A 25,545-nucleotide genomic window follows, 5' to 3' on the forward strand; every position below is an offset into this window, starting at 1 on the left:
CTACCGCCCGCGCTGCAGGTTCAAGATCCCCACCAGCTCGGTGCAGGAGCCGGGCTCGATGTTCACGGCGAGCTGGTCGAGCGACTGGACCAGGCTGCGGAAGGCGGCCCACGGGGCGGCGCCCGCGCGTTTCTCCTCGTTGGGGAGGAGCGCGAGGCCGAGCGCGTCGTAGATCACCTCGGCGCTGAGCTGGCCGTGCTCGTCCACGAGCGCGATGGCAAGCAGCTCCCCATCGCTGCCGCACTCGAGGAGCACCGGTCGCGTCGGGCGATCGGGGTGCGTGGAAGGGGGACGGATCGCGCTCGCCGTGAGCTCCTCGAGCCCGGCGACGATCGCCTCCACGAGATGCGGCGTGCAGCGGGCCTGCTCGGTCACCGCGCGAAGCTGATCCAGCGCGGCGGTGCGCTGACGGGCGTCTCCCACGGCCCACAGCGTCGGTTCGGCCCCGAGCTGCAGGTACTTCTTCAGGCCGAAGTACTGGCCGACCACGAGCTTGCTCAGCGTGATCCAGAGGCGGTCCTCGGAGGTGACCCCGGGGTCGTCGTCCTCGCGGGGCTGCGCGTCGCCGGTGAGGCCGTTCAAGACGATGATGCGCTGCTGAGTGCCAAGGACTGCGGGAACCTCGCGTAGCCGCGCCCCGACCCAGCCGCGCAGGTCCGACGGGCCGGCGAGCAGGAGCGGGTAGTCGTAGACCCCGAGCGGGAGCAAGAGCTCCGTCTGGTCGTCGAGCCGTTGCGGTGCGTACCCCGCCGCGCGCAGCACGTGGAAGAGCCGTTCGTGCGGAACGCCGTCCTGCGCCACGACGAGAGCCGGGTGCAGCCCCACGCCCTGCGCCCCGGGGCCGAGCTCCTCGCGCTTGAGAAAGCGCAGCCCCGCGCTCGGCTCTCCCGTCGGCGTCTCGCTCGACCAGACCACCTGCGAGAGGAGCGGCTTCTCGTCCTCCTCCAGGTAGACGAGCGCGTAGCCGTCCTGCTGCAGGCGTCGCTCCGGGTCGCGTACGGCGATCCCTCCCGGGCTGATGTCCGTCGCCTCGGCCGGCACGACGTGCGCCTGGAAGTCGGGCAGCTCGACGTAGCGCACCTTGATCTCGGCGGGCACGCGCGGAAAGCGGCGCTTTCCCCCTTCCAGGTCGGCCAGCTCGAGCACCCCGCTCGGTTCGGTGAAGCCCTGGCCCGAGGCGAGACAGGTGCGCCCGCGACCGCTGCGCTTGGCGGCCAGGAGCGCGCGGTCGGCGAGCTCGACCAGCTCCTCGACCGTCGCCACGCTGCTCGACGGAAACGAGGCCACCCCCGCGCTGAAGGCCAGCAGCAGCGGACGCGCGCCGCCGCCGATGCGGAGCGGCTGCCGCGCGAGGACCAGTCGCAGCCGCTCGAGCACCAGCGCCCCTTCGCTCGGCCCCGTCTCGGGCAGGAGGAGCAGGAACTCGTCGCCCCCGTAGCGCACCAGATGATCGGTGTCGCGCAGGTGCTGCCGCATCAGGGAGGCGAGGGTGCGGAGGACCTCGTCGCCCACCAGGTGGCCGAACTCGTCGTTGAGCTGCTTGAAACGATCCAGGTCCACCATCGCGACGGTGAGCTGCGCCTTGTAGCGCTTGGCGCGCCGCCACTCGGTCTCGAGCGTGCGCCGCATGAACCGCCGGTTGTGGGCCCCCGTGAGCTCGTCGATGAGCGAGGCTCTCTCCGCCGCGCGGAGCGACTGGGCGTGCGTGATCGAGGTGGCGAGCTGGTGCGCCACGAGCTGGAGCACGCTGCGCTCCTCGGGCCCCACGGCAACTCCCGGCGCGGTCTGGAGCCCGAGGCAGCCGACCACCTCGCCGCGCACCACCATGGGCAGGGTCAGCACCGCCCCGTCGTCGTTCGCCACGGGGTCGGCCTCCGCGTCCGGCGGCGGCGAGCCCGCCACGAGCTCCATCTGCTCGGGTCGCAGCGGATGCTCGACGAACGGGTCGAGCGCGGCGCAGGTCCGCTCGGCGAGCTGCCAGATCGCTTCGTGCACGGCGGGGCGCGTCTGCTGCACGTGGATGCGGGCGCGCGGCCTCTCGAGGAGCAGCACCTCGAGCATGTTGTAGTCGAGCAGCTGCGGGAGCTTCATGTGCAGCTCGCGCAAAAGCCCCTCCACGTTCCACTGCGTGGCGAAGGCGGCGGCGAGCTGCTGCAGGAGCCTGAGGCGGTACCCGAGCGGGGTGAGCGGCTCGTCGTTCGCGGGCCCGTGCGTGGCCTCTTCGATGAGTGCGTCGGCCTGCGCCTGGCGGAGGACGGGCGTGAGCTCGTGCGGCGCCAGCGACCGGGGGACGAGGTAATCGAGGAGTCCCACCATCCAGAGCCGCTGGGCCAGCGCGAGGCGCGGCGCCTCGTCGGAGTAGACGACGATGAGGCGCACCCCCGCGCTCTGCTCGCGCAGCTTGCGCAGCTTGGCCTCGGGGGAGGGCTCGAGCGCCTCGAGCGCCAGCACGGCGACGCGCGCGCGCGCCCCCCGCAGCGCCTCGGGGATCGCCTCGAGGGTCGGAACGTCCTCGGCCGCGAGCCCGGCCCCGCGCACCGTCTCGGCCAGTCGGCGACCCGTGTGCGCCGGCTCGTCCAGAACCACCACCTTCCGCGCCGCCGCTACCGGGTGCTCGGTCACAGCTCGCTCCTGAGGAGGGTGAGGTAGCTGTCGAGCTCGTCGAGCTCCATCGGGCCGTTGCACTCGGGACAGCTCTTGTGCGGCGACGTGCCGCCCGCCGCGCGCAGGTCCTCGACGGTGACGAGGATCATCCGTCCATCCTGGCACAGGGGGCAGAAGTAGGGCGCCATGCAGGACGTGAGGCGCGCCGTGCCGAGCAGGTTCGCGACCACCGTGGCCTGCGTCACGAGCGGCACCGAGAGCGCCTCGAGCTCGACCTTCGCGCGCCCGGTGAGCTCGTCCATGAGCGGGACCCAGCGATGGATGCCGAGCGAGTTGAGCCGCTCGATCCCCTTCAGGTTCATCACCACCCGGCCGTCGAGGTTGGAGAAGAGACGCTCGAGGTCGGCGCGTTCGTCGATCGCGCCGGCCACGATCAAGAAGGTTGATCCGTCCGCACGCTGCTCCCGGGTGACCCTGAGACTGCTCATCGTTCCCCCTCGCAAAGATCCACGAATTCACGGGAGCGCACCATGCGGGTGCCCAGGCTGTCAAGGGCGCCGTACGGCCATTGCAGAGGCCCGCGGGCCCGCCGCGCGCCTTTCGTTTGGAGCGTGCCGCCGAGGGCCACTACACTCTTGGTATGCGACGGGTCGGCGCATTGATCGTGCTGCTCGGGGCAGGGTGCCCGGGGAGCGGCTCGGGGCTCGCGCGCGAGGGCGGGGTGCCGGTAGAGGACGGCTTCGGCTTCCGCGATAGCGCAGTCTCGGGCGACCGCGGGGCCTCGGGCGACGGGGGGGCCGACGCGGCGACGCGCGACGCGCGGTCGAGCGACGGAGGGGGTCGCGACGGGGCACGAGACGGCCGTCCGGCGGACACGCGGCCGGTGGCCGACGCCGGCTGCGCGCAGGGGGCCAAGCTCCGCTGCGGACCGTGCCAGCTCGGCGAGCAGACCTGCGGTCGCGGCGGGGTCTGGGGGAACTGCGTCGTTCCGCCGACGGTGTGCACGCCGAAGGCGACCCGCAAGTGCGGCAACTGCAATCGCGGCGACGAGGAGTGCGGGAGCGGCTGCGCCTGGGGCGGGTGCAAGAACCAGCCCTGCCGCCCGGGCGTGGACACGCAGGGCTGTGCGAACGGCTGCGGGCAGAGGAGCTGCGACGGGAGCTGCAACTGGACCGGCTGCTCGATGGCCGGCCAGTACGTTCGTCCGAGCGGCAGCACCTGCTTCTCGCAGAATCACCCTTGCCCGGCGGGACCTAGGCCCCTTTGCGTCGCGTGCTGGCTGAAGTGCGACGGCAACGGCAACACCTATCGGGACGAATGGTGCGCGAGCTGCTCCGACTGCGGCGCCGCGCAGAGCTGTCCGTGAACCTTCGGCGCGCTTCGCGGCTCGCGGTGCTGGCGTCGCTCGGGGCGCTCCGCTGCGACGCTGCTTCCGCGGCGACCCCCGAGCCGGCCTTGCGCCTCGATCACCGGACGCGCTGTCCGAGCGCGGTGGCGCTCCGACGGCGCCTGGACGAGGGGTTCCGGCTGCGCTCGCGAGGGACCGAGCTCTGGACCTTGCGCGTGGAACGGCGTGCCGCACAGCTCGTCCTCGCGCTCCGTGGTCCGTCGGGAGAGGGGGCCCTCGAGCGCACGCTCCCCGGCGCGGACTGCGCGGCTCTCTCGGACGCGGTGGCGATCATCCTCGAGGCGCACTTCCTGCAGCTCGCGCTCCCCCCGCGCCTGGACCCGCGGCGGCCTCCGCGCGCGCCACCTTCGCCGCCTCCCGTGCGTCCTCCGCCGGCGACGCCTCCCGTGCGACGCCGTTACGTCGGCGTAGCCCTCGGCGGGGGCCTGCTCGTCGGGATCGAGCCCGGCTCCCTCGCCCCGGCTGGCGCGCTCGGAGTGACGCTCCAGCCGTGGGCTCTGCCGCTCGGGCTGCGGGTGGCGGTGATCCTCGCGCACCCGAGCGAGCAGACGGCGCAGCGCGATCGTCTCGACCTCCGACCGCTCCTCGTGCGAGGCGAGCTCACCGCGCGGCTCGGCGGGGGTCGCCTGTTTTTCGAGCCGGCGCTCGGTGCGGGGGTAGGCCTCTTTCAGGTGTCGGCGAAGGACCTACCCGGCCAGCCGATGCGCTGGCGAGCCCAGGCGCTCCTCGGGGGGACAGTCGGGGGCGGCGTGCGGCTCGGGGCCGCCTTCGCGCTGCGTCTAGACCTCGGGCTGTTTGTCTTTCCCGTCGGAGATCGCTACCTTGTTACGCCGGAGGGCGAGGTCGGTCGCTCGCCCCGGCTGCTCTTCCTCGGGAGTCTCGGTCTCGAGGTCGGGAGAAAATGGTGATCCCGGGCGCCTGGACGCTCCACTTCAGGAGTGAGGTGTTCGAGATCTCGCTTACATACGAGGCCCCCTATGGCCTACCGCTGTACGGTGTAATGGACGACCATCGCACCTGGCGCGAGCTTTACGACGCGCACTTTGCCTACGTCTATCGTCTGAGCTACAGCCTGGGAGTGAACGCTGCCGACGCCGAGGATCTGGCCCAGCGGGTCTTTCTGGTGGTCCACGACAAGCTGCGCAAGGACCCCGAGCAGGTCGTGACGCATCCGAAGGCCTGGCTGCGCGCCATCACGGTGCGCGTCGTGGCCGATCATCGCCGCTGGAAGGTGGTGCGGCGGGTGAAGCAGTGGCTCGTCCCCGCGGCGGCGCAGGCCACCTCGGAGAACCCGTCCACTCCGGAAGAGCGCTCGAGCGCGGCGCAGGCGCAAAAGCAGGTGCAGGCGGTGCTCGCGCGCATGAGCCCGAAGCTCCGCGAGGTGCTCGTGCTCCTCGAGATCGAGGAGCTCGAGCTCTCCGAGGTGGCCGAGCTCCTCGGGATTCCGGTGAACACGGTGCGCTCGCGCAAGCGGCTGGCGCGCGAGCAGTTCCACGCGCTCTGGCGCGCGGAGTTCGACGCGGAGCCGAGCCATGGATGAGCGGCGCTCCCCCGAGCTCGAGGCGCTCTCGCGCACGCTGCGCGAGGTCGAGCCACCCGTCGGTGCGCAGCAGCGGGTCCGACGCGCCGTCGAGGACGGCCTGCGTCGTCGTCGGCGTCGCCGCAAGATCGGCTACGCGCTGCTCCTCATCCCGGCCTCTGCAGCCGCGGTGATGGTGGTGCGCACGTTGCGCCAGCCGCCCGAGCGACCGCCCATGGTGCGGCAGGTGGAAGAGGCGCGGCGCAGCGTCTCGGAGGCGAAGGCGAAAGCGACGGTCGAGCCGGTGAAGCAGCCCGAGGTCCCGGCGAGCGCGCCGGTGACGGAGCTCGAGACGCAGCCGGTGCCCGAGGCCGCGGTCGAACGTCCGGCCGAGCGTTCGGCGAAGCGACGGCGCGTGGTGGCGAAACGCGCGCAACCCTCCCCGCCCGACGCTGCGGCGCCGAAGCCGGCCCCCGAGCCGTCGGCGCTCTCGCTGGAGGTCGCGGCGTATCGAGCGGCGCAAGCGCTCCAGCGGCGGGACGACCGTGCGGCCCTGGCGAGCTTCCGCGGCATGCGGCAGCGCTGGCCACAGGGGTCGCTCGTCCACGAGGTAGACCTGCGGATCATCGAGACGCTCCTCCGGCTGCGCGAGCTCGCGACCGCGCGGGCCGAGGCGAGGCGCTTTCTCGCGCGCTACCCGGCGAGCCCCAAGGCGGCCCAGGTGAGGACGATCCTCGAGGCGGACGGCGGGCCCGGCGGCGGCCCGGGGAGTCGCGCACCATGAGACGTCCTGGGCGACGCTGGGCCGGGGTCGAGCGCTCGGGCGGGGCCTTCGTGCTGGCGGGCATCGGTTTCGCGCTGGCGCTCGGGGCGTGCAGCCGCTCGGACGTGACGCTCGGGGGCCGGGACGGCGCCGTGGCGACCGGGGACCTCGGGCTCTCCGACGGGGCGCACGCGGAGCAGGTGCGGCGCGACGGGGCTCCGCCGACCTCCGACGGACAGGCGCCGGTTCGCGACAGCGGGGGGCGGCGCGATGGCACCGGGTCGCACGACCTCGCGGGGCAGCACGATGCGGGCGCGCGAGACGGGGCGCAGCACGACGCGGCTCCGGGCAAGCTCTTCAAGTGCGGCGACCTGCTCCAGTGCAATATGGCCAGCGAGTACTGCCGCTCGCTGGTGCCGGGAAGCTGCGGCGGCACTCCCATGCCGGACGGCGGCACCTGCCCCGCGAACTGCAAGCCGGTGAGCTGTCCGGGAAGCCCGGTCTCCGAGTGCCACTGCTCGACCTATCGCTGCGAGACGCTCCCCACCGGGTGCACGGGCTGCGCCTGCCTGCCCCTCGGGACCGGCTGCTCTTGCACGCCCGTCGCCGCGGGCGCCCTCCTCGTGAAATGCACGCCCTAGGGGGTGTCCCTAATTCCCTCCCGTCGCCAGACCGGCTGCGGGGCTCGTCCACTTTGTCGTTCGTCGGTCAGTTACCAACAGTAGCTTCCCTCCTCTCTCCTCGTGGCCGAGCCTCCTCGCTCGGCCTGGCTCGGTCCAGGAACTAGGGACACCCCCTAGCGGGGCGGTCGCGCTCCCGGGTCCGGAGCCCGCGCGCGCCGACGTGGAGCTTTCGCCCACCTGTAGAGAGCGGTGATCGCCTCGCCCGTCTCGCCCCACTCCTACCCGACAGTCAGGGAACATCACCCCTTACCCGGAGGAGGAGCGGATGAAGCGTTATCTTACCTGTCTCGGTGCGGGCCTCGGTCTCGTGCTCGCCGCGTGTCAGGGCCCGACGACTCCCGCGGGCCAGGCCGCGACGGCCAGCGCCCAGGTGCCGGCGGAGGACATGGCGCTCTTTTCGGCCACGGCCGCCACCGCGTCGCTGGAGAAGGCCTGCAAAGAGCTGGACCAGGTCTGCGCCGACCTGGGCAAGGGGTGCGCGGCCAAGGAGGCCTTCTGCGCGAGCCAGTACGAAGGCGGTGCGGGCGGCGGAACCAAGCCGGCCCCGACAGAGGTGGACGTGTGCGCGAAGCTCAAGACGGCCTGCGAAGGCAGCCACTCGAGCTGTGCCGACGAGACCTGCCAGCAGAAGGCCTGCAGCCTCTACCACGACAAGTGCCCGGGTGCGGGCGGTGGCGGTGGAGGCGGTGGCAGCGGCCAGGATGCCGCAGCCTCGCACCCCGCTGCCGACGGCGGTGTTCCCGCGGCGTCGCGGGATAGCGGGGCGCCGGTTCCGCCGAAGCCCGACGGAGGGGGAGGGACGGGTTACAGCTTCGCCTGCGGCGCGACGGCCAAGTGCACGGCGGGCACCGAGTACTGCAGCGTGGGCCTGGCGGCGGGTTGCACCGGCCCTGCCCCCGACGCGAACGGCAAGTGCGCGACGAACTGCAAGCCGACGAGCTGTCAGAAGAACGGCGGCGGGCCGGTCTGCGTCTGCTCCAGCTACGTCTGCGAGCCGCTCCCCACGGGGTGTTCGAGCTGCGGGTGCATCACGCTCGCGGCGGGCTGCGTCTGCCACGACCTCGGGACGGGCAAAGCCCTGGTGAAGTGCGTGAAGTAGCGTCGGGCGCACCGGCCCTCCGCGTGGCAAAGCGGACGCATCGCTGTGGGTAACCGCCCACGCACCCAAGCTATCCCGGCGTAGATCGCGTGCCCGGCTCTCGGCACGAAAGCTGCTCTCCCGACAGCACACCACGCGGGAGGGTGAGCATGCGCGTTCTTCGAGTCCTGGGCGGAGCCTTCAAACGGACGGGGTACCTCTGCCGGGCCGCGGCCTCGGCGGTGCTCCTCGGGATCATCGAGACCATGAGCAGCCGGCGAGGGCGCATGGTCCTCGGGCTCCTCGCGCTGGTCGGGCTCGGCGTGGCCGTGACCCTGAGCCGGCCGGTGCGCACCATCGAGCCGGGGGAGGTAGGCCTGCGCGTGAACCGCGTGACCGGGGGGGTCTCGCAGCTCCACGAAGGCTGGGCGCTCGTACTCCCCGGCGTGCACCAGCTCCGCCGCTACCCGCTGCGCGACCAGATCTACCAGCCCGCCGGGAGCGCGCGGTCGAAGGGGCGCTCCCCCTTCCAGTCGGTGGAGGGGCTGTCGGTCGGCGTGGAGGTGACCGTGCGCTACGCCCTCGACCCCGAGCGCGTGGAACGGGTCGCGCGCGCCCTCCCCGAGGACGTGAGCACGCAGCTCATCCGGCCGGTGATCGACGGCGTGCTGCACCGCACCTTCGCGCGTCACACCGTGCGCGAAATCTTCTCCGGCAAGCGGGCCGAGATCGAGCGCCACGTGCGCGGCGAGCTGACGGCGCTGCTCGGCAAGGACGGCGTGACGGTGAAGGACGTATTCCTCGGCAACGTGGACCTGCCGGCCGAGTACCGTCGCGGGCTCGAGGGGCTCCTCGGCGAGGGGCTGCGCGCCGAGAAGATGCGCTACACGCTCGAGCTGAAGCAGAAGCAGCTCAAGCAGACGGAGATCGAGGCGCTCGGGGAGAAGCTCAAGCGCGAGAAGGCCGCGGAGGCCGCCGGGCAGGAGCAGATCATCGCCGCGCGCGCGCGGGCCGAGGCGATGAAGCACGTGCTGCCGCTCAAGCAGAAGGAGATCGAGCAGCGGCGCCTCGAGGCGGAGGCCTCGAAGGTCACGCGGCTCAAACAGGCCGAAGCGGACGCCGAGGCGCGGCGCATCGAATCGCGGGGCGAGGCCGACTCGCGCCGCCGGCTGGCCGACGCCGAGGCGTATCGCCTGGACGTGACGGGCAAGGCGCAGTCGGCGCAGCTCGCCCGCGACGGGGTGCTCATCGCCAAGAACCCGCTGCTCATCCAGAAGACCCTGGCCGACAAGCTGTCGGACAAGATCCAGGTGATCATCGCGCCGCCGAGCAAGGACTTCTTCGGCAACGACCTGCTCGGCCTCCCCTCCACGCGCACCGCGGCGAGGGGTGACAAATGACGTGGCTCGCGGTGCTCACGGTGGCGCTCGTCGCGCAGGATCAGACTCCGCTCCTCGCCGCCGCCGAGGAGCGGGCCCCGCGCCAGGCGACGCTCTGGCCCGGCGACTGGCTGGAGGTGCGCGGCGCGCGGCGCGACTATTTGCAGGTCTACGACCACCGGCACGAGCGTCCGGGGTACGTGCACCGCCGCTTGGTCAGGGCCTACGAGGCGACCGAGGCTGCCGCGCCGAGGCTGCGGGCGGTGATCGAGTTCCTCAGGGAGCAAGCGGGGGGCGAGGCGCTCGGGATCGGCTACGTCGCGCTCTACCTCAAGGTAGCGCCGCGGAGCGCGCTCGACGCGGAGGTCTTCTCGGCGCTCGGCACCTTCGCCCAGCGGCTCGCGTACCGGGCGTCGGCGGAGCGCACGAAACGCGGGCAGGACTCGCTCGGCGCGCACCTCGACGTGGCGCGGAGCTACGGCGTGCGTCTCGCGAGCTTCGAGAGCGACGGTCGCACGCGCACCTGCTACGACGGCGAGGCCTTCCGGCGGGTCCTGGCCTTCAAGGCCCCGCCCGAGCTGAAGGCGCGGGCGGCGCTCGCGGTGACCGACCCCGCGTGCGTGCACCCCGAGCTCGGGCCGCGCGAACGGCGCACGGTCCTCGAATGGTCGGCCGCGCTCCTCGATAAGGTGGACCCGCTCGCGCTGCCGGCCTACCTCGGTAACCGGCTGCGATTGCGGAGCGCGCGCGTGGCCGCGGAGCTGGCCTTCGAGCTGGCCCGCGCGGGCGATCGCGCGGCAGGAGCCAAACGGGCTGAGGCGGCGCTCGCCTCGCTCTTGCGCGTGGATCGCCGCGAGCTCGCCGAGGCGGATCTCTTCGCGTACGAGGAGACCCGGGTGCAGGTGGGCACGAGCCGCTACCTGCGCGGGGCCAGGGCGTCGCGACCGGGGCGTGGGCTCGCGCTGCGGCTCGAGCCGCGGGGTCCCGGCGAGACCTGCGTCAGGCTCTACGCGCGCGGTCGGACGAACGCGAAGGCGGCCGCTCCGCTCGTCGAACGCTGCACGCACGGGCTCGTGCACGCGGCCTCGGCGCGGGTGGCTCCGCGCGGCGAGCGGTTGGTCCTGGCCGTGCAACCGCTCGCCGGCTGGCTCGAGCTCTGGGTCTTTCAGCGGGGCGAGAAGGGCTTCCAGGTGGACGTGGTGGTCCCCGCGACGACCGAGCCGCGCCTCGGGTACGTGGAGCTGGCGGGCTTTTCCCCCGACGGTGGGCGGCTCCTCCTGGCGCGCGAGGTGGTGGCCGGCCGGAGGTGGGAGCGGCGCTTCGAGGTGCTCGAGGTGGCCACGTTGGCGGTCAAGGAGCAGGGGGCGATGCTTCGCCGCGTGCCGACCTTCCGCCGCTGGTTCAGCCCCGAGTGGCGCGGCCAGACCCTGGCGCTCCGGTGAGCGGCGGGCAAGCGGGCCTTCAGGGCGATCGCGTTCTCGGAAATGGAAGAGCCTGGGGAGGGCCTAGGGCGCTCGTGACGCGGGCCCTGGCGGACGCCGCCCCCCTCCATACCCCCATGTCCGAGATCTCGACCGCCCTGAGCGGGCCTTGCGGCGGACTGTGCAAGCGACGGACCCTGCGTTAACGTAGCGCGCAGCTCATGCACGCTCGCCAGCGCGACGACGATCTCCGGCTCGCACGAGGGCTGTTTGCGGTGCGAGGCCTCTTTCCGTGGGTTCTCCTTCTTACACTCGGGGGCTGTTCGGCCACGACGAGTCCACCGACGCCGCCGACCCCGGGTCCCGCGCGCGCGCGGGCGCTGCTCGGGGGGCAGCCCGGGGATAGCCCGTGGCCGTCGGACCTCTTCCTCGTCTCGGGCCGGCTGCGGGTGGAACCGCTGCCCTTCAAGGGGAGCCCGGCGGCGCTGGAGCGGCTCTCGGCGGCGCTCGGCGAGCTGGACGGCGCGCCGGTCCGCACCTCGATCTTCTTCTCCACCGACGGGGCGGGGACCCTCGCGTCCGGCCCGCAGTCGGGCGCGGTGCGCCTCTACGACCTGACGAGCGAGGCCCCCGCGAGCCCGCGGGAGCTTCCCCTGCACTATCGGGCGGAGACCCGGGAGCTCGTGGGCGTGATGCCCGCCGACCTCGTGCTCGAGGAGGGGCACCGCTACGCCGGGGTCGTGGACGAGACCTGGCTCGAACCCTCGTCGGCGATGGCGCAGGCGCTCGCGGGTCAGGGCCCCTACGCGGCGGTCTACGCGCCGCTGCGGGCTCGCGCGCAGGCGCTCGGTCTCGACCTGTCGCACGTCGGCGCCGCGACGGTCTTCACGGTCGGTACGCCGAGCGCGCGCCTCGTCGCCCTGCGCCAGCAGCTCGGCGCGACCCCGCTGCCGAAGGCTCGTGTCACGCGCGTCATCAAGGGGGCCGAGCTGGACGACTTCTTCGGCACTCCGAGCACCGCGCGCTCGGGCCTCGGCGACCCGAAGGGCGTCGTGCACGAGGCGATCGCCGCGGTGGTCCTCGGGACCTTCGAGGCGCCCTGGTACCTCTCGCGCTCCACGACGCAGCTCGGACGCATCGTCTACGACGCGACCGGCGCGGCGAAGCAGAACGGCACGACGGTGATTCCGTTTCTGCTCACGATTCCGAGGCGCCCCCCCGGTAGCACCGAGAAGGTGCCGCTCCTCATCTACCAGCACGGCCTCAATTCCGGGCGCGTCCAGGCCGCCGTCGTGGCGAACGACTACGCGCGCGCCGGCTACGCGACGATCGGCGCGGACGCCCTCTGGCATAGCGACCGGGCCTCGGGCGCGACGGACCTCCTGCACAACCTGAGCGGTGCGGAGGGGCCCGACGGTCTCGCGGACCTGGACCCGCTCGGCGCGCTGACCGTCTTCTTCACCATCAAGGGGGACGAGGCGGCCGGGATCGGCGCCTTCGACGGCCGCTACGTGCAGGACAACTTCCGCCAGGCGGTGGTGGAGCTCGGGCAGCTCGTGCGGCTGGCCAAGCTCGGGGACCTCTCGGCCGTGGCCGCGGCCGACGCGTCGCTGAAGGGGCTCGAGCTCGACGGGCGCCGCGTGGTCTACACCAGCGAGTCCTTCGGCTCGATCCTGGGCTCGATGCTCACCGCCGTGGACCCCGACCTCGAGGCCGCCGTCCTCTCCGTCGGTGGGGCGGGCCTCTTCCTCCCCATCTTCAGCAACTCTCCCTTCTTCTCGTCGCTCCTCGAGCTGCTCCTGCGCGGGACCTTCGATGCCCGGATCGAGCTCGGTCGCCCGGATCTGGTCCCCGCGGCGGCGCAGCGCTCGCTGAACCTCCTGCAGGCGGCGCTCGAGCCGGGCGATCCGGTGGTGTACGTGCGGCGCATCGCCCGCGCGCCGGTCGGGGCGCCGAAGTCGGTGCTCCTCTTTCAGGCCTATTCCGACGAGATCCTGCCGAACCAGGCCGGCGAGCTCCTCGCGAGCGCCGTCGGGGCGCCGGTGGTCGAGGTCCTCGGCCGCACCATGCCGCTACGCTACGTGACCCTGCCCACCGTGAAGCCCCCCCTCAAGGCCAACCTGAACGGCGCCACGGTGGGGGTGCTGAACGTCGCCCCTGCGACCCACACCATGTACGTCGGCTTCAAGGGAGAGCACGCCTTCGCCTACGGCTTTCCGCCGATCCGGGCCCTCTCCGCGCCCGTGCCGGTGGATAACCCTACCGAGTGGGTGCACGACGTGGCCCTGCGCTTCGCCGACAGCTTCCGCCGAGACGGCCTACCGACGATCTCCATTCCGTGAGCCGCGCCGCTTCCCCGCGCCGCGAAGCGCCGCGCCGAGGAGCAGGGCCAGGAGGGCGGGGACGAGCCGCGCCTCCGGGTAGAGAGGGCCTCCGGGCGTCGTCGCGTCGCACCCGCAGCCTCCACCGGAGGCAGGGGAGCCAGCCCCCGCCTCGCCCGTCACGTGGTCGCCCCCTCCGCTGCTTGAGCCGCCGTCGGTGGGTCGAGGCGATCCATCGATATAGGCATCTCCGACGGGTGCGCTCAGGTCAGCGGTAGGTCCCCCATCGGGAGTCCCCGCGGCGCCCGGCACGGTGATCATCATGATCGCGTTCGCCACCGGCCGCTCCGCGCCGTCCGACGGCACGTTCTTGACGGTCCCGTTCACCCACAGCGTGCTCGAGCCGCCGCCGTCCTGGTTGATGCCGTCCGTCGCCTGGAGCTCGTCTTTGCAGAACGCACCGAGCTCGGCCATGTTCATGCCCTTGCTGCGCGCCGAGCGGCCATCCACCACCACGAAGAAGACGTAGTCGGCGTTGTAGGCGATGGCGGTGCGCGGGTTCACGATCACGGCCCCTTGCTTGGCCGAGAGGTCCTGCACGACGCCGCCCTTGAGAAAGATCCAGTTGCCTCCCAGGCTGGCGTAGGCCTTGCTCCAGTCGACCCCGCCCGCTTGCTTGCAGCTCGGGTCGAAGGCGCTGACCTCCTGCGAGAGCTGGACCGTCTGTCCGACGGTGGCCTGGGCCAGCAGCGTGGTGGCGGCGTTGCCCGAGGCGGAGAGGACGACCTCGTTCGGCCCGAGCGGGGTGTTCCCCTGGTTCCGGCGCACCTCGAGCACCTTGCCGCTCACGCCGTTCGGCGACGGCACGATGAGGGCCGGCCGGTCCAGACGGACGCGCACCTCGGAGCCGGTGGCGGCGGTGCCCGTCGTGGTGGCCCAGTGCCGGGTGTAGACCACGAGCTCGTTGTCCTTGCGCGCGCGGTTCAGGCCGGCGAGCGGCTGGGTCGGGCCCGTCGCGCCGTACCGCACGAGCTGCTTGTTCTTGTCGTGCTTGACGCACTCCCCGAGGAAGACGGTGCGGTCGAGCTTCCAGACGAAGCCCGAGTAGGCGGTGACGTCGTTGAAGCGCTTGGCGTACCAGCCGCCGACGATCTGGCCGCTCTCCGGCACGCCCGTGGTCAGGTCGAAGAAGTCCCCGTTGATCGCCGCGACCACCGTGTAGGGCTTGGCGTCGGACTCCCCCCAGTACCCGACCGTGCCGTTCGTGCGCGCGGCCATGCTGGAGACCGTCTCGCGGCCGCTGGCGAGCGAGTCCTTGGCGATCGCCGTGTCCAGGATGGCGCGCGACTCCTTGCGGTCGAGGCGCGTGACGAAGGCGTCGTTCTCGCCGTTGACGCGGAAGGCGCGGTACTCGATCCCCACCCCCACCTTGGACCACTGCGCGAAGCTCGGGAAGGCGACGAGCGACGCGGCGAGAAAGCCCACCACGCGGAGGAAGGCGAGGGCGTTTCGCGGCGCCCGCTCCGCCCGGGCGGTCCCGGCGCGCGCCGCCCGGTTCGTGCCGCACTGCGGCGCTGGAGGGTCCTGGCTCATCCCGGTTCCTTTCGAGGCGAGAGGCGGGAGTCCTGAGACCGGACCCGCCTCTCGTGCGTTTCACCTGCCAACGGAGGATACGTCCCATGAAACGCGCCGCGTGTCTCGCTCTTGCCTTCGCCCTGGCTCCGGTTGCGGCGGAGGCCAGTTCCTTCAAGGCCTTGCCCGCCCTCGAGGGGCAGGCGACCCCGCTCAAGCTGCGCGTGCTGCGCTACAGCGGCGGTACGAACGGGGAGCTCGCCGTCGAGGTGCAGAACCCGACCGACCAGTCGCAGACCTTCGTGGCACGCGGCCTCTACTTCGTCCCCGAGGGGGACCCCGACAAGGCGCCGCAGCGACTCGGGGCCGCGGGTCCGTTCGAGTGGCAGGACGCGCAGCAGAAGGCGCACTCGGGCAGCGAGCTGAAGCTGCGGCCGAAGCAGACCCTGCGGCTCAAGCTGCAGGTCTTCTGCATCGACTCGCACCGCGCGAGCCCCACCGCCGAGCACAGCTTCCGGCTCGGCAGCGCGCGGCTGCCGCGCGAGCTCGCGCAGGACATCGACCGCAAGGCGAAGGAGGCCGTGACGCGCAACAGGGGCGACTTCAAGGCCGCGCCGGCCAAGTCCGAGATCCAGCAGGAGGTCTGGAGCACGCGCAACAAGAAGTGGGTGCCGCTAGAGGGCGAGCGCAAGAACGAGCGCCCCGCGCCGAGCAAGACCCACCCCGTCCGGCATCAGCGCATTACGGAGTAGCGCGGGGCTCGCGCGCCGCTACCTCGACGCGCGCGAGTAGCGCGGGGCTCGCGCGTCTACGGCGTCCCGTGCGCTCCCGCCATCGGGCCGCTGGGCTTGGGGGCGTAGAGGTCCGACGGGAAGGTTCCCTTCGGGTCCACGTGCAGGTTGCCGACGGCCCCCTTCGGCACGCGGAAGAGCGCGTGGTCGACCATGGTGTAGACCCCGGGCACGAGCGCGTCGAACTCGAAGACCGCGGCCGAGCCGGGCGGGACGAGCACCGTCTCTTCGTTGCGGAGAGGCGTTCCGAAGTGCCCCGTGAAGACCTGGTCGAAGATGGCCCCGATGACGTGAAAGCTCGACGGGAGGTTCGGCCCCGCGTTGCCGAAGACGACGCGCACGCGCCCCCCTTGCGGGACGCGCATCCGCTCGCCGAAGAAGGCCGCGTCGGTGAGCGCGCTCTTGTGCCCGTTCCAGGTGAAGAGGAGCGGGTGCTCCGCGCTCGCCGCGGCCTCGTCGAGGACCAGCACGTCCTTCGGCATCGGAGCGTGCGCCGAGCTCCCCTCCTCCTCGTGCTCCTCCCCGCCGCCGCGCCCGAGGTACCACTCGCTCTGCACCACGTAGAGCTCGCGGTCCACCGAGGGTAGGCCCCCCGGCGGCTCGACGAGGATGGCCCCGTACATGCCGTACGCCAGGTGCTCCCAGGGCATCCCCTCGGCCGCGCAGTGATAGATGTAGGCCCCTTGCCGCGTGGCCTTGAAGCGCAGCTCGGCGGTCTTGCCGGGGGCCACCTCCGTGACCGCGTGCCCGCCGCCGGGGCCCACGACCGCGTGCAGGTCGATGCTGTGCGGCTCGCGACTGCCGGCCTCGTTCGTGAGGCGGAGGACGACGGTGTCGCCCTCCATCACGCGGATGAGGGGCCCGGGGATCTTGCCGTTGAAGGTCCAGACCAGCGTCGGGCGGTCGGCACCCACGTCGGCGATGATCTCCTTGGTCACGAGGTCCACGTTCACCGTCGTGGGCGTCGTGCGCCGGATGACCGGCGGGAGCTCGAGCGGGTCTCTCATCACGCGCGCGGCCTGGCCGTGGGGCGCGTCGTAGCAGCCGGCGAATCCCGTCGCAACCAGCACGGCGCCCGCCAGCGCGTGAGCGAGGTGCGTCTTCCGATCGAAGGGGGTGTGACGTGCCGCCATGGTCCGTTCTCCTGTTACTGGTTACTGGCGCGAGACGTTTCGTGTCAAGCCAGGCGGTCTTCGCGCTGCGGCTCGCGGGGCGCTGTTTGTGGGCCGAGAGCCAGGGGAGCCCAGTTTTCTCGGAACCACCTGCCGCACGCCGCGTGTAAGGGTGGCGGACAAGAACTCGGGCCGAGCTCGGCGCCGCGCGAAGGAGAGACGATGCTGCGAACCCACGACGTCCCGAGGCGATCCCCGGCTGGCCTGGCGCTGCTCGGGCTGCTCTGTCTGAGCCTCACCCCCGGAACGCTGCGCGCCGCGCCCGAGCTCTCCCTCCGCACGAGCCCGACCCACGGCCTCTTCGTCTTCGTCGAGGCCCTGAGCGGCGTGCCGAACCACTCGCCGCTCTTCGCCGAGCTCTTCGCCAAGAGCCGCCACGACACGCCCGAGGCGCGCGCCCGCCTGCGCACCTATCGCGCGCTCCGGGACCGCTTCCTGCGCGGTGGCGGGCGCTACGCCGGCTACCCCGAAGAGCGCCGCGACATGGGGTGGGACGTGGCGCGCCTGGTGAAGCTGCAGAGTGCGCTGGCGCGGGACCTGCCGGACTTCGGCGGGCGCATCGCCACGCTTCTGCCGGTCGCGGAGCACCGCCAGTACCTGGAGCTCCTCGGCAGCTTCGAGCCCATCTATCGCGAGCTCGTCTGGAAGCCCAGCGAGCCGCGCCTGGCACGGTACCGGAAGGCGCTCGAGCAGCTCGCGCGGCGCATCCGCTTCCCGGAGCTCTTCGCGAAGCTCGCGCGCTTCTACGGCGCGGCCTGGCCCGAGGCGCAGCCCGTGGTCGTGGTGCTCCACCCGATCCCCGCGGCGCGAGGACGCACGAACGCGACGATCCTCGGACCCGTGGCCAGCGTCGAGGCCTTGGTCGACGAGCGGGACCTGGTGGGCCGCTTCGGGGTGATCGTCCACGAGCTCTGCCACGCGCTCTACCAGGCCCAGCCTCCCGAGAGACAGCGCGCGCTGCTCGGCGCCTTCCGTCGGTCGCCCTCGCCGTACGCGCCGCACGCCGCGGGGCTGCTCGACGAGGCTCTCGCCACGGCGATCGGCAACGGCTGGGTGGAGCGCACGCTGCGCGGCACCGCGGACGAGAGCTGGTACGCCGACGAGGACATCGACCGCTTCGCCAAGCTCCTCGTCGGGCGCGTGGAGCGCTATCTGGAGGCGAAGAGGCCGCTCGACGAGGCCTTCGTGCGCGAGGCGATCGGGCGTGTGGCCGAGAAGATGCCTGACGTGCGCGTGGCCTATCGGAGCCGCCTGAAGCGGGCCTTTCTCGCCACCGACGGCGAGACCTTCACCACCCAGGAGGGGGTGCGCCAGCTTCGCCGCGCCTTCACCGCGCAGTCGATCTTCCACAGCAGCCCGCTCGACCACGCGCAGACCGTGCAGGCCTTTCGAGAGGCGGGGCCCGAGGCGGCGGTGGTGCTCGTCGTGACGCCGCAGCGCCGCGCGCAGCTCCGGGGCCTGGCCGCCGCCGCGCCGCCGCTCGCGCGGTGGCTCAAGCAGCTCGAGGCGCAGCGCGGGTCCTTCGTCTTCGCCGCGGCCGACGAGAGGCAACGCCCCTGGGTGGTCGTCGTGGCGAGCAAGGTCGAGGAGCTCGAGCGGGCGCTGGCCGAGCTCAAGCGAGCGGGCAAGCCGGGGGCACGTCCTTGCATCACGGCGCTCTGAGCGCCGGCCGAGGCCGCCCGCGCGGGGACCCACAGACGCGCCCTCGCCCCTGCGGCATCCGTTCCAACAAGTGATGTATCTCCCCGGCTCTCGGCCAGTCTCTGTCCGTAACCTCTTGTAAATACTCCTCTGCGGGCTGGCCCAACGATTGCTGGACGGCTCTCGCCGCGCCAGGGCGCGACGCGAGAGGAGGAGGAGAGCATGAGGACCGGTCGATCGAAGGAGCGTGCGCGCTCGAATAGGTGCGGCAGTTCACCGTGGGCGAGACGGGCTGCGTGCGTGACGGGGCTCGCGACGATGCTTGGCCTGGGGCTCGGCTGTGGCGGTCCGGACGAGGAGCTCGAGTCCGAGCGCGAGACCTCGGGGGTCAAGGCCGCGCCGTGCGTTTCAACCGACAGAGTGGTGCGGACCCCGCTCCTTTTGCGCGTGAGCCCGGCCGTCACGGGACGCGTGCTCGCAACCCTGCCCGCGAGCCAGCGCGGCACCGCGCTCGAGGAGGTCCTCCGCGGGGGAATCCGCTGGACGCACCTGCGCACCCTGGTAGGGGGCAGCGAGAAGGTCGGCTGGAGTCGCTCGGCCGGGCTTGCGTGCGCGTCGCAGCCGCCCCCGGCCCCCCTGCCGGCAGGCCCGGCCTGCCTGCGCCGTCCGCCGCTCTCGAAGATCGGCTTTCACGTCGGCCCGAACAACAACGATCAGTTCGACCCGAACGCGCGCTTCGGGCTCGGCGATTGGATGCGCGCCCTCGACGGGGCCTGCATTCCGTTCTACCTCAAGTCCGCGGACAGCTACGGGCAGATCAACGACGGCGTGGCGCTCAAGCGCAAGAGCGGCGTCCCGCACGAGCTCGTCTTTCGCTTCAGCAACCGCGGGGACTACGAGTACGACGTTCCGCTCTACACGCTCCCGCCGCGCGATGCGGCGCGCCTGCACTGGGAGCGCACCAAGGCGATCCTGCCGCCGGAGTTCGTGGCCGGTGACCACAAGCGGGACGTCTGGCTGGAGGTGATCAACGAGGTCGACAAGAGCCACGCCACGCCCCAGAACGATTGGCTGGCGGAGTTCGCCGTGCACCTGGCCGAGCAGTCGCTCGCCGAGGGGTACAGGGTCGCCATGTTCGGCTGGTCGAGCGGCGAGCCCGAGCCGTCGAGCTGGACCACGCCCTGGATGCGGCGCTTCCTCGCGCTCTGTGCGGCGAACCCCGAGAAGCTCGCCGTGTCGCTCCACGAGTACAGCTACAACAGCGACACGCTCTTCGCCGACTGGGGGAGCTTGCTCGGGCGCTTCCTCAAGCTCTTCGCCGCCTGCGACGCGATGGGGATCGCGCGGCCGACGGTGCACATCACCGAGTTCGGCTGGGGAGCGGGAGATTCGCCCGCCGCGACGGTTTCCCTGCCTCAGCTCGTCGAGGCCGCCGGGCGCTATGCCCCGTACCCCCAGCTGCGCGGCGCGGCGCTCTGGACCCTCGGCTGGGGCGGCTACAAGAACCTGAGCCAGGTCATGAAACCGCTCACCGAGGCGACCCTGGCGCAGTGAGGCGCGGCCGTCCGGCACGTTCCCGCCTTCCCGCCTTCCCGCCCCGCCCCCGGCTCTGGTCCCCGCCCGTGCTACGCTGCCTGCCTTCTGCGGAGGAGCTGATGCGTCGGACCAACGTTGCTGAGTGGTCGTTTGCCCTTTTAGGAAGCCTGGTGCTGAGCGTGCTCGCGGGCTGCAAAGCGTCCAAGGCGGGTCCCAGCCTCGGCCAGCTCGGCTCGCTGCAAGAGCCAGCCATGTACACGCAGCTCGGGCGACTGGCGTTCCCCCACCAGATCCGGCCCGCGGTGCGCGCGGTGGTGCCTGCGCTCGAGGGGCTCGACGAGTCGACGCTGCTCGCGCCCTTCGAGCTCGAGCCCACCTCCGAGGACGACATGCTGCTCGTCGTCGCCGCGCAGGGGCTCGAGCGGGCCGGCTCGCCGGCCGCCGTGGCGCGGCTCGAGACCTGGCTCGACGCGCAGCTCCTGGCGCCGACCTGGTGGAGCCAGCACGCCGTGACGCATACGCTCCGCGTGCTGACGGGCAAGCCCACCAATGCTCGCTACTACACCTACGGCATCGACGAGATGCTGCAGGTGCTGCCGACGCGCACGAGCTCCTCGACGAAGCGCACCGCTGCGCTCGTGGCCTGCCAGAAGGCCGGGAGCGACACGCTGCGCACGGTCACCTTCAGCGGTACCGATGCGCGCAGCGGCCAGCCAGCCCGGGTGGAGCTGTCGATCCGGCAGCCGGCCCGCGACTTCGACCTCACGCGCGCCGCCGTGGTGGACGCCGTCGCGCGGTACGAGCGCGGCGACGAGGAGAACTGGGGGGGCCCCGACGGCTACGCGCCGATCACGCCGGCGGGTTGGCCCGCGGGCATGTCGCGTTTGAGCAACTGCGCGGGCACGGTGCTGCGCTGGATCTTGATGAAGCATCCGGGGCTGCCGTCGCACGAATCTCTCGACCCGTTCACCGCCACGGCGAGCGACGTGGACAAGCTCTGCCAGACCTTCAGCGCGGGCTCGGGCACGGCCGCCGAGGCCGAAGTGGGCACGATCATCATTCATCGCGCGAGCAAGGAGGCCGCCGACCACGTGGAGGTGGTCGTGGAGGTGCGCGCCGCGACGCGCGAGCTCGTCGTGTGGGGCAAGGACAACTTCGGCAAGCTGCGCGAGCACGTCGTGCGCATGGACGACCCGTATCCGGCGAGCGATCCCGCGAGACGCGTGCACAGCTACGCGCAGGACTACTGCAAGCTCAAGAACATCACCAAGGTCGAGGACCCCGACGTGTGTCACGCCCCGACGGCGGACGGCGGTGGGGCGGCGCGTGATGGCGGCGTGCGCGACGCTGCGCCGCCGCGCCGCGACGCGGCCCAGTGCCCGACGTACAAGCCCACCGTCGGAATGTGCGCCGGGCAAGGCGGCTGTCCCGCAGGCGGTGCGCCGTGTCCGTGCGGGCCGGGCGGGGAATTCTGCTGTGTGGAGGGCTTCTGCTGGGACCGCGGGCCCGTGGCGTGCAAGCAGGCCACCTGCCCGGCGCGCGCCGGCCGAACGTACACCGGCGATTGCTGCTGCAACTGCTGGGACGACCAGACCTACGTCAACGTCTACGACCCCTGTCGGCCGGGCTATCTGCTCCGCTGCGATCCTAAGTAGCGCTCTGACTAGCGCCCCTGCAGGGCCTTCAGCAGCGCCAGCATCGTCAGCGGGTTCTTCTCGAAGGCGGCCTTGAGCGTGGCTTCGCTCTCGAACACAGCCAGGCCGAGCTTCTCCGGGTTACGCTCGGGGTGGGTCCCCGTGATGTTGGTGGCGTGGCCCAGAACCCATCCGTAGAGGTCGAGCGCCCGCGCGACGGTCAGATTGGTGCCGACCTGCATCCGGCCGGTGGTCCAGGCCGTGTTCTCGTTGATCCCATAGCCGTAGGCCTCGATCGTCAGCTTGGGCATCCGGGCCAGAACCTGCGGGTCGATAGTGCGCTCCAGAATCCCCCACGCCGTGTCGAGCGTCTCCTTGAGGCCGGCCAGGCCCTCGCCGCGGGACTTGACCGTGAGGTACGTCGAAGGACGTGCCCGCGTCGGCTGCTCCGGAGCACGCCGCGCCAGGGTCTGGCGCGCGACGGCCTGCGCTACTTCGGGCCGCCGGAGCTCCGCCGCGACGTAGCTTCGGAGGACCCGGGCGACGCCCGAGTGATCCGCGACGATCGAGGCCTCGAGGAGCGACGCGGTTCGCATGAGGAAGGCGAGCTGTCGGGCAGGCGTCGGCTCCTTGGCGGCCTCGCGGAAGATGGGCAGGGCGCGCTGCATGTTCAGCTCGTTCTCCCGGGCGCGCGAGTAGCCGGCGTTGTTCATGGTGACCAGCAGCCCGAACATGGTGCTGGAGACCTGTCGCTCCTTCGCGACCAGGGATTCGATGATCTTGTCCGACTCCTTGGGACCGGAGAGATCGGGGATCACGAGCTGGCTGATCGGGAGCGGGTCGAAGTCCTTCGCGGGGGTCGCGGGCGAACGCAGCAGGGCGCGCGTGGCCTCCAGGGCGTGGCCGACCACGTCGTGGGGCTCGACCCCGCCCTTGTACGCCGCGACGAGCTTCTCGAGCAGAGCCTTCCTACGGCTGGCGACCGTCGTCGGGCGGAGGGCCGCGCCGAGGACTTCCCGCGGGCGGCTGTCCTCGGGGAACACGCGCCGCACGAGCGACAGCAGGGCGTCCACCAGGGAAAAGGACTTCGACGGGGGCTTCAGAGCGGGAGTGCCGGAAAACGCCGGGTTTCCGGCCCGCGCGTGCTCTTCCGCGCGGGAGAGCCGGACATACGCCCCCTGGCTCGGGGCTGCGGTGTGAGAGGCCTGCACGTTGTCGAGCAGACGCTGCCCGAGCCGCGTGCGGCCCTTAGCGTCGTAGGGCTCCTCGAGCTCCTTGCGGAAGAGCTCCACTACCTTTGCGTCCGGTTCCGGCACGTGGACGCCGAGGCGCAGTGCCTGGAGTTGCTGCGCCTGCGCGCGCGTGATGTTGAGCGTGCGCGCGATGGTCACCGACTCGGACTCCGCGCGCGGTTTCGGCTGGACGCGAATGTGATCGCTGCCGCGGCGCTCGGCCAGGGCGGGAACGCTCGCGAGGCAGGCCGCGGTGACCACCAGGATCGATAGTTTTCGGGTCGTTCGTCTCATGGCCAACGCCTGATGCAAGCGCAAGACCAATAGATATAATAGATATTACAGGATGTTAGGCGCGTGAGGGGCTGGCCGCCGGGCTAGCCGGCCGGGGAAGAAATGGATCGCGCTGATGCCATGCGTCGGCGTGGACTCCAGAGCCCCCACGGTGCGAGCCGGTCGCGCGCCGCGCTCCAATATATGAAGGCTCCGTCGGCGAGGCTCCGGCTCCGAGTCCAACAACCGTTGCAATATCGAAGCTATCTTCTGGATATTCGTTGCTTCGCGCGGGGCACGGATCCTGCGTCGCTCAGTCCTCCATGCGTGTGCGTGCCGTCTCCGTCCTGGCCTTCGCAGCCCTGATCCTCCAGTCCGGCGTCGCGCCGGCGAACCCCACCCTTCAGACCCGCGCGGCCACGCAATTCCTGGCCGGCGCCCCCCGCGAGGTCCGGCGCCTGCTCTGCAGCGACCCGGGGAGCCGTCCCGCCCTCGTCGCGCTCGGCGAGGTGCTCGAGCGCAACACCGTCTCGCGGCAGCTCCTCTTCGGGGCGGTCTCGAACATCCACAACCTTCCGTTCATCGTGCCGGCGCTCAAGGCCCTGCCGATCGTCGACCGCATCGAAGGGGTCGGCTTCGTGCTGGAGCGCCTCGCCTCCTCGGGTGGGGCGAGCGCGAGCTCGGGCCCGGCGTTCGAGCTCGTGGCGGGCGCCGCGCTCTCGCGGTGGGCCACCCGCCCCGAGCAGCGCCTCGTGGGCATCGGTACGACGGTGGGCGGCCACGAGCTGGATGGCCTCCTCAGCGACGGGACGCGGGTGGAGATGAAGCACGTGACTCCCGGCGCCGACCCTGCCGTGGGCGCCATCCGGCTGCGGCGCACCCTCGAGCGCGCGCAGGTCCAGCTCCAGCGGCGCTGCGAGCGGGGCCAGCCGGCGATGCTCGTGCTACCCGAGCTGCCCGGCGACGCTACGGGAGCCTTTGCCGCGCTGGCGCACGCGCTGCGCGGTCCGCTGACGGTCATGGCCGTGGACGTGGAGCGCTGCACGGCGAGGCAGGTCTTTCCCGCCCTGCGCCCGGCGCGGGACGCGGGCGAGCGCGCGCGGCTTCAGGCCCAGCCGCAGCCCGCCTTCGCCGCGCCGTAGCCGACCTCCCTGAGTGGGCCCGCCTACCTGAGCGAGCCGCAGTCCGCGAGGTGGAAGAACAGGTATTCGAGGATGCGCTCCTGCGGCACGAAGGGGGCGCTCGGCGACGAGTTGTACGGGACCGTGTGGTACGAGTTGTAGACCACCCGGCCGCACTTCTTGCCGCCGCCGAGGTCCGCGTCGAAGCTCACCGAGAGCGGCCGCGCGCCCGAGCCGCCCTTGAAGGACACGTTGCCTTCCACCCAGACCTTGGTCCCCGCGGCGGCGCCGTGCATCACGGCCCAGTTGCTGAGCCACCCGGTGATCGGGATCGTGCCGTCCGGCCGCAGCGTGTTCGGGAACTGACTGAGCCAGCGCTTCAGGTCGGGGTCGGGGATGTTGGCCGCGAGCGAGGCCGCGTACTCCCCCCGCTCGGCCGCGTTCGCCGGGCCCTGGGGCGTCCCTCCGGTGGCCGCCGCCGCCCCGGTCTCGAAGTCCACCGCCAGCGGGAAGCTCCACTCCACCACCTCGTAGGCCATGTCATCCACGAAGAGGCGTCCTCCGCTGCGCACGAAGGCCTCCAGGTTCTTGCCCCAGGTGCCGCTCTGGAGCGAGCCCTCGTAGCCGTTGCGGCAGTTGAAGAGCACGATGTTGTACTCCGCCAGCTTGGCCGGGTCGGAGAGGATCGCGCTCACCTTGGGCATCGCCGTGCCGCCGCTCGAGCTCCCTTCCTTGCCGTCGAAGAGATCGAACTCCTCGATACCGATCTTGCTCAGCACGTCCTGCATGCGGTCCACGATCCCCGTCGCCACCGCGATGCGCGGCAGGTCTCCCTCGGCACGCTTGCGCGGTAGCCGCGTGGCCTCGGGGGGCACCACCGTGTCCTTGCCGCAGCTCGCGGTCACGGTGGCGATGCGCCGGAAGTAGCCGTGCTGCACGACGAGCTTGATCTCACCCACCGGCGTCTGGCGCAGCGTGAAGCGCCCCTCCGCGTCCGTGCGCGCCACCGCCCACACGCCGGACGACGGCGTCTTGCAGAGCTCGCACTGGTTACCCTTGCCGAGGGCCTGCGGCTCGCCGTGCGGGACGTACACGAGCGCGCCCGCGACGGGATCCTGGCCGTTGGGGGCGAGCACGCGCCCCGAGAGCGCAGGCAGCGTTTGGTTCGCCGGGCACGGGTTCGGAATGCCGCTGTCCAGGTGGCCGAGATCCGCAAAGGGACTCGGCCCACCGTCGCTCGCGTTGCCACCGCCACCATCCCCCTGCGCCACGCTCGCGTCGCTATCGTTCCACTGCGACGGCCCGTTCGAGCAGCTCGCGAGGCTGCCGATTCCGAGGGCGAACGCCAGAGCACGACTGCGTGTCACGTGCACTACGCACCTCCTTGCATGTGGGGT

Annotated in this window: 20 protein-coding genes; 14 read left to right on the forward strand and 6 right to left on the reverse strand. The window is 71.8% G+C overall.

The features are described 5' to 3' along the window. Positions 1-2,622: a diguanylate cyclase gene (locus tag IT371_09475; protein MCC6747875.1), complete on the reverse strand. Its 2,622-nt coding sequence runs from the start codon at positions 2,620-2,622 to the stop codon at positions 1-3. Continuing rightward, the gene (locus IT371_09480; protein MCC6747876.1) at positions 2,619-3,092 is read right to left on the reverse strand and encodes a hypothetical protein; all 474 of its coding nucleotides are present in this window, start codon (positions 3,090-3,092) and stop codon (positions 2,619-2,621) included. Before IT371_09480 ends, IT371_09475 begins: the two co-directional genes overlap by 4 nt. A gap of 152 nt (positions 3,093-3,244) precedes the next feature. Between IT371_09480 and IT371_09485 the strand changes: the two genes are divergently transcribed. The 9 genes from IT371_09485 to IT371_09525 all read left to right on the forward strand — a co-directional run bounded on the left by IT371_09485 (position 3,245) and on the right by IT371_09525 (position 13,197). Continuing rightward, positions 3,245-3,970, forward strand: coding sequence for a hypothetical protein (locus IT371_09485; GenBank protein ID MCC6747877.1), 726 nt, complete (start codon positions 3,245-3,247; stop codon positions 3,968-3,970). Further along, complete coding sequence (locus tag IT371_09490) at positions 3,967-4,920, forward strand: hypothetical protein (protein MCC6747878.1); 954 nt, start codon at positions 3,967-3,969, stop codon at positions 4,918-4,920. The genes IT371_09485 and IT371_09490 overlap by 4 nt, the downstream gene beginning before the upstream one ends. Before the next feature lie 92 nt (positions 4,921-5,012). After that, positions 5,013-5,552 carry an RNA polymerase sigma factor gene (locus IT371_09495; GenBank protein ID MCC6747879.1) on the forward strand — a complete coding sequence of 180 codons (540 nt, stop codon included), beginning with the start codon at positions 5,013-5,015 and terminating at the stop codon, positions 5,550-5,552. Beyond that, a complete protein-coding gene (bamD, locus tag IT371_09500) occupies positions 5,545-6,315 on the forward strand; it encodes an outer membrane protein assembly factor BamD (protein MCC6747880.1) in 771 nt (256 codons plus the stop codon). The genes IT371_09495 and bamD overlap by 8 nt, the downstream gene beginning before the upstream one ends. Continuing rightward, entirely contained in the window at positions 6,312-6,935 is a 624-nt protein-coding gene (locus IT371_09505) for a hypothetical protein (GenBank protein ID MCC6747881.1), read from the forward strand. The genes bamD and IT371_09505 overlap by 4 nt, the downstream gene beginning before the upstream one ends. Positions 6,936-7,242: 307 nt before the next feature. Beyond that, a complete protein-coding gene (locus IT371_09510; GenBank protein MCC6747882.1) occupies positions 7,243-8,076 on the forward strand; it encodes a hypothetical protein in 834 nt (277 codons plus the stop codon). Positions 8,077-8,225: 149 nt separating this feature from the next. Further along, positions 8,226-9,455 carry a prohibitin family protein gene (locus IT371_09515; protein ID MCC6747883.1) on the forward strand — a complete coding sequence of 410 codons (1,230 nt, stop codon included), beginning with the start codon at positions 8,226-8,228 and terminating at the stop codon, positions 9,453-9,455. After that, a complete protein-coding gene (locus tag IT371_09520) occupies positions 9,452-10,876 on the forward strand; it encodes a hypothetical protein (protein MCC6747884.1) in 1,425 nt (474 codons plus the stop codon). Before IT371_09515 ends, IT371_09520 begins: the two co-directional genes overlap by 4 nt. A 428-nt stretch (positions 10,877-11,304) precedes the next feature. Then, positions 11,305-13,197: a hypothetical protein gene (locus tag IT371_09525; GenBank protein ID MCC6747885.1), complete on the forward strand. Its 1,893-nt coding sequence runs from the start codon at positions 11,305-11,307 to the stop codon at positions 13,195-13,197. Here the strand turns inward: IT371_09525 and IT371_09530 are convergent. Then, on the reverse strand, positions 13,174-14,769 hold the full coding sequence (locus IT371_09530) for a phosphodiester glycosidase family protein (GenBank protein MCC6747886.1): 1,596 nt from the start codon (positions 14,767-14,769) through the stop codon (positions 13,174-13,176). The two genes, IT371_09525 and IT371_09530, sit on opposite strands and share 24 nt — an antisense overlap. 86 nt (positions 14,770-14,855) lie before the next feature. Between IT371_09530 and IT371_09535 the strand changes: the two genes are divergently transcribed. Next, on the forward strand, positions 14,856-15,500 hold the full coding sequence (locus IT371_09535) for a hypothetical protein (protein MCC6747887.1): 645 nt from the start codon (positions 14,856-14,858) through the stop codon (positions 15,498-15,500). Between the two features lie 56 nt (positions 15,501-15,556). On the opposite strand, the gene IT371_09540 is transcribed toward IT371_09535, so the two are convergent. Further along, the gene (locus IT371_09540; GenBank protein ID MCC6747888.1) at positions 15,557-16,672 is read right to left on the reverse strand and encodes a multicopper oxidase domain-containing protein; all 1,116 of its coding nucleotides are present in this window, start codon (positions 16,670-16,672) and stop codon (positions 15,557-15,559) included. 201 nt (positions 16,673-16,873) lie between these two features. Between IT371_09540 and IT371_09545 the strand changes: the two genes are divergently transcribed. The 3 genes from IT371_09545 (at position 16,874) to IT371_09555 (ending at position 21,543) form a co-directional block, all read left to right on the forward strand. Continuing rightward, positions 16,874-18,373, forward strand: coding sequence for a hypothetical protein (locus tag IT371_09545; protein MCC6747889.1), 1,500 nt, complete (start codon positions 16,874-16,876; stop codon positions 18,371-18,373). Positions 18,374-18,574: 201 nt separating this feature from the next. Beyond that, positions 18,575-19,906, forward strand: a complete 1,332-nt coding sequence (locus tag IT371_09550) for a hypothetical protein (GenBank protein ID MCC6747890.1) — start codon at positions 18,575-18,577, stop codon at positions 19,904-19,906. Positions 19,907-20,058: 152 nt separating this feature from the next. Continuing rightward, entirely contained in the window at positions 20,059-21,543 is a 1,485-nt protein-coding gene (locus tag IT371_09555; protein MCC6747891.1) for a hypothetical protein, read from the forward strand. A gap of 8 nt (positions 21,544-21,551) precedes the next feature. Here IT371_09555 and IT371_09560 read toward each other — a convergent pair whose 3' ends face one another. Then, a complete protein-coding gene (locus IT371_09560; protein ID MCC6747892.1) occupies positions 21,552-23,048 on the reverse strand; it encodes a hypothetical protein in 1,497 nt (498 codons plus the stop codon). Positions 23,049-23,350: 302 nt separating this feature from the next. Between IT371_09560 and IT371_09565 the strand changes: the two genes are divergently transcribed. After that, positions 23,351-24,169, forward strand: a complete 819-nt coding sequence (locus IT371_09565; protein ID MCC6747893.1) for a hypothetical protein — start codon at positions 23,351-23,353, stop codon at positions 24,167-24,169. Positions 24,170-24,192: 23 nt separating this feature from the next. Here IT371_09565 and IT371_09570 read toward each other — a convergent pair whose 3' ends face one another. Continuing rightward, positions 24,193-25,515 (reverse strand): carboxypeptidase regulatory-like domain-containing protein, encoded by a 1,323-nt coding sequence (locus IT371_09570; GenBank protein MCC6747894.1) that lies wholly within the window; start codon positions 25,513-25,515, stop codon positions 24,193-24,195. Between the last annotated feature and the right edge of the window lie 30 nt (positions 25,516-25,545).

It is taken from the genome of Deltaproteobacteria bacterium, from assembly GCA_020848905.1.
Classification (GTDB): Bacteria; Myxococcota_A; Polyangia.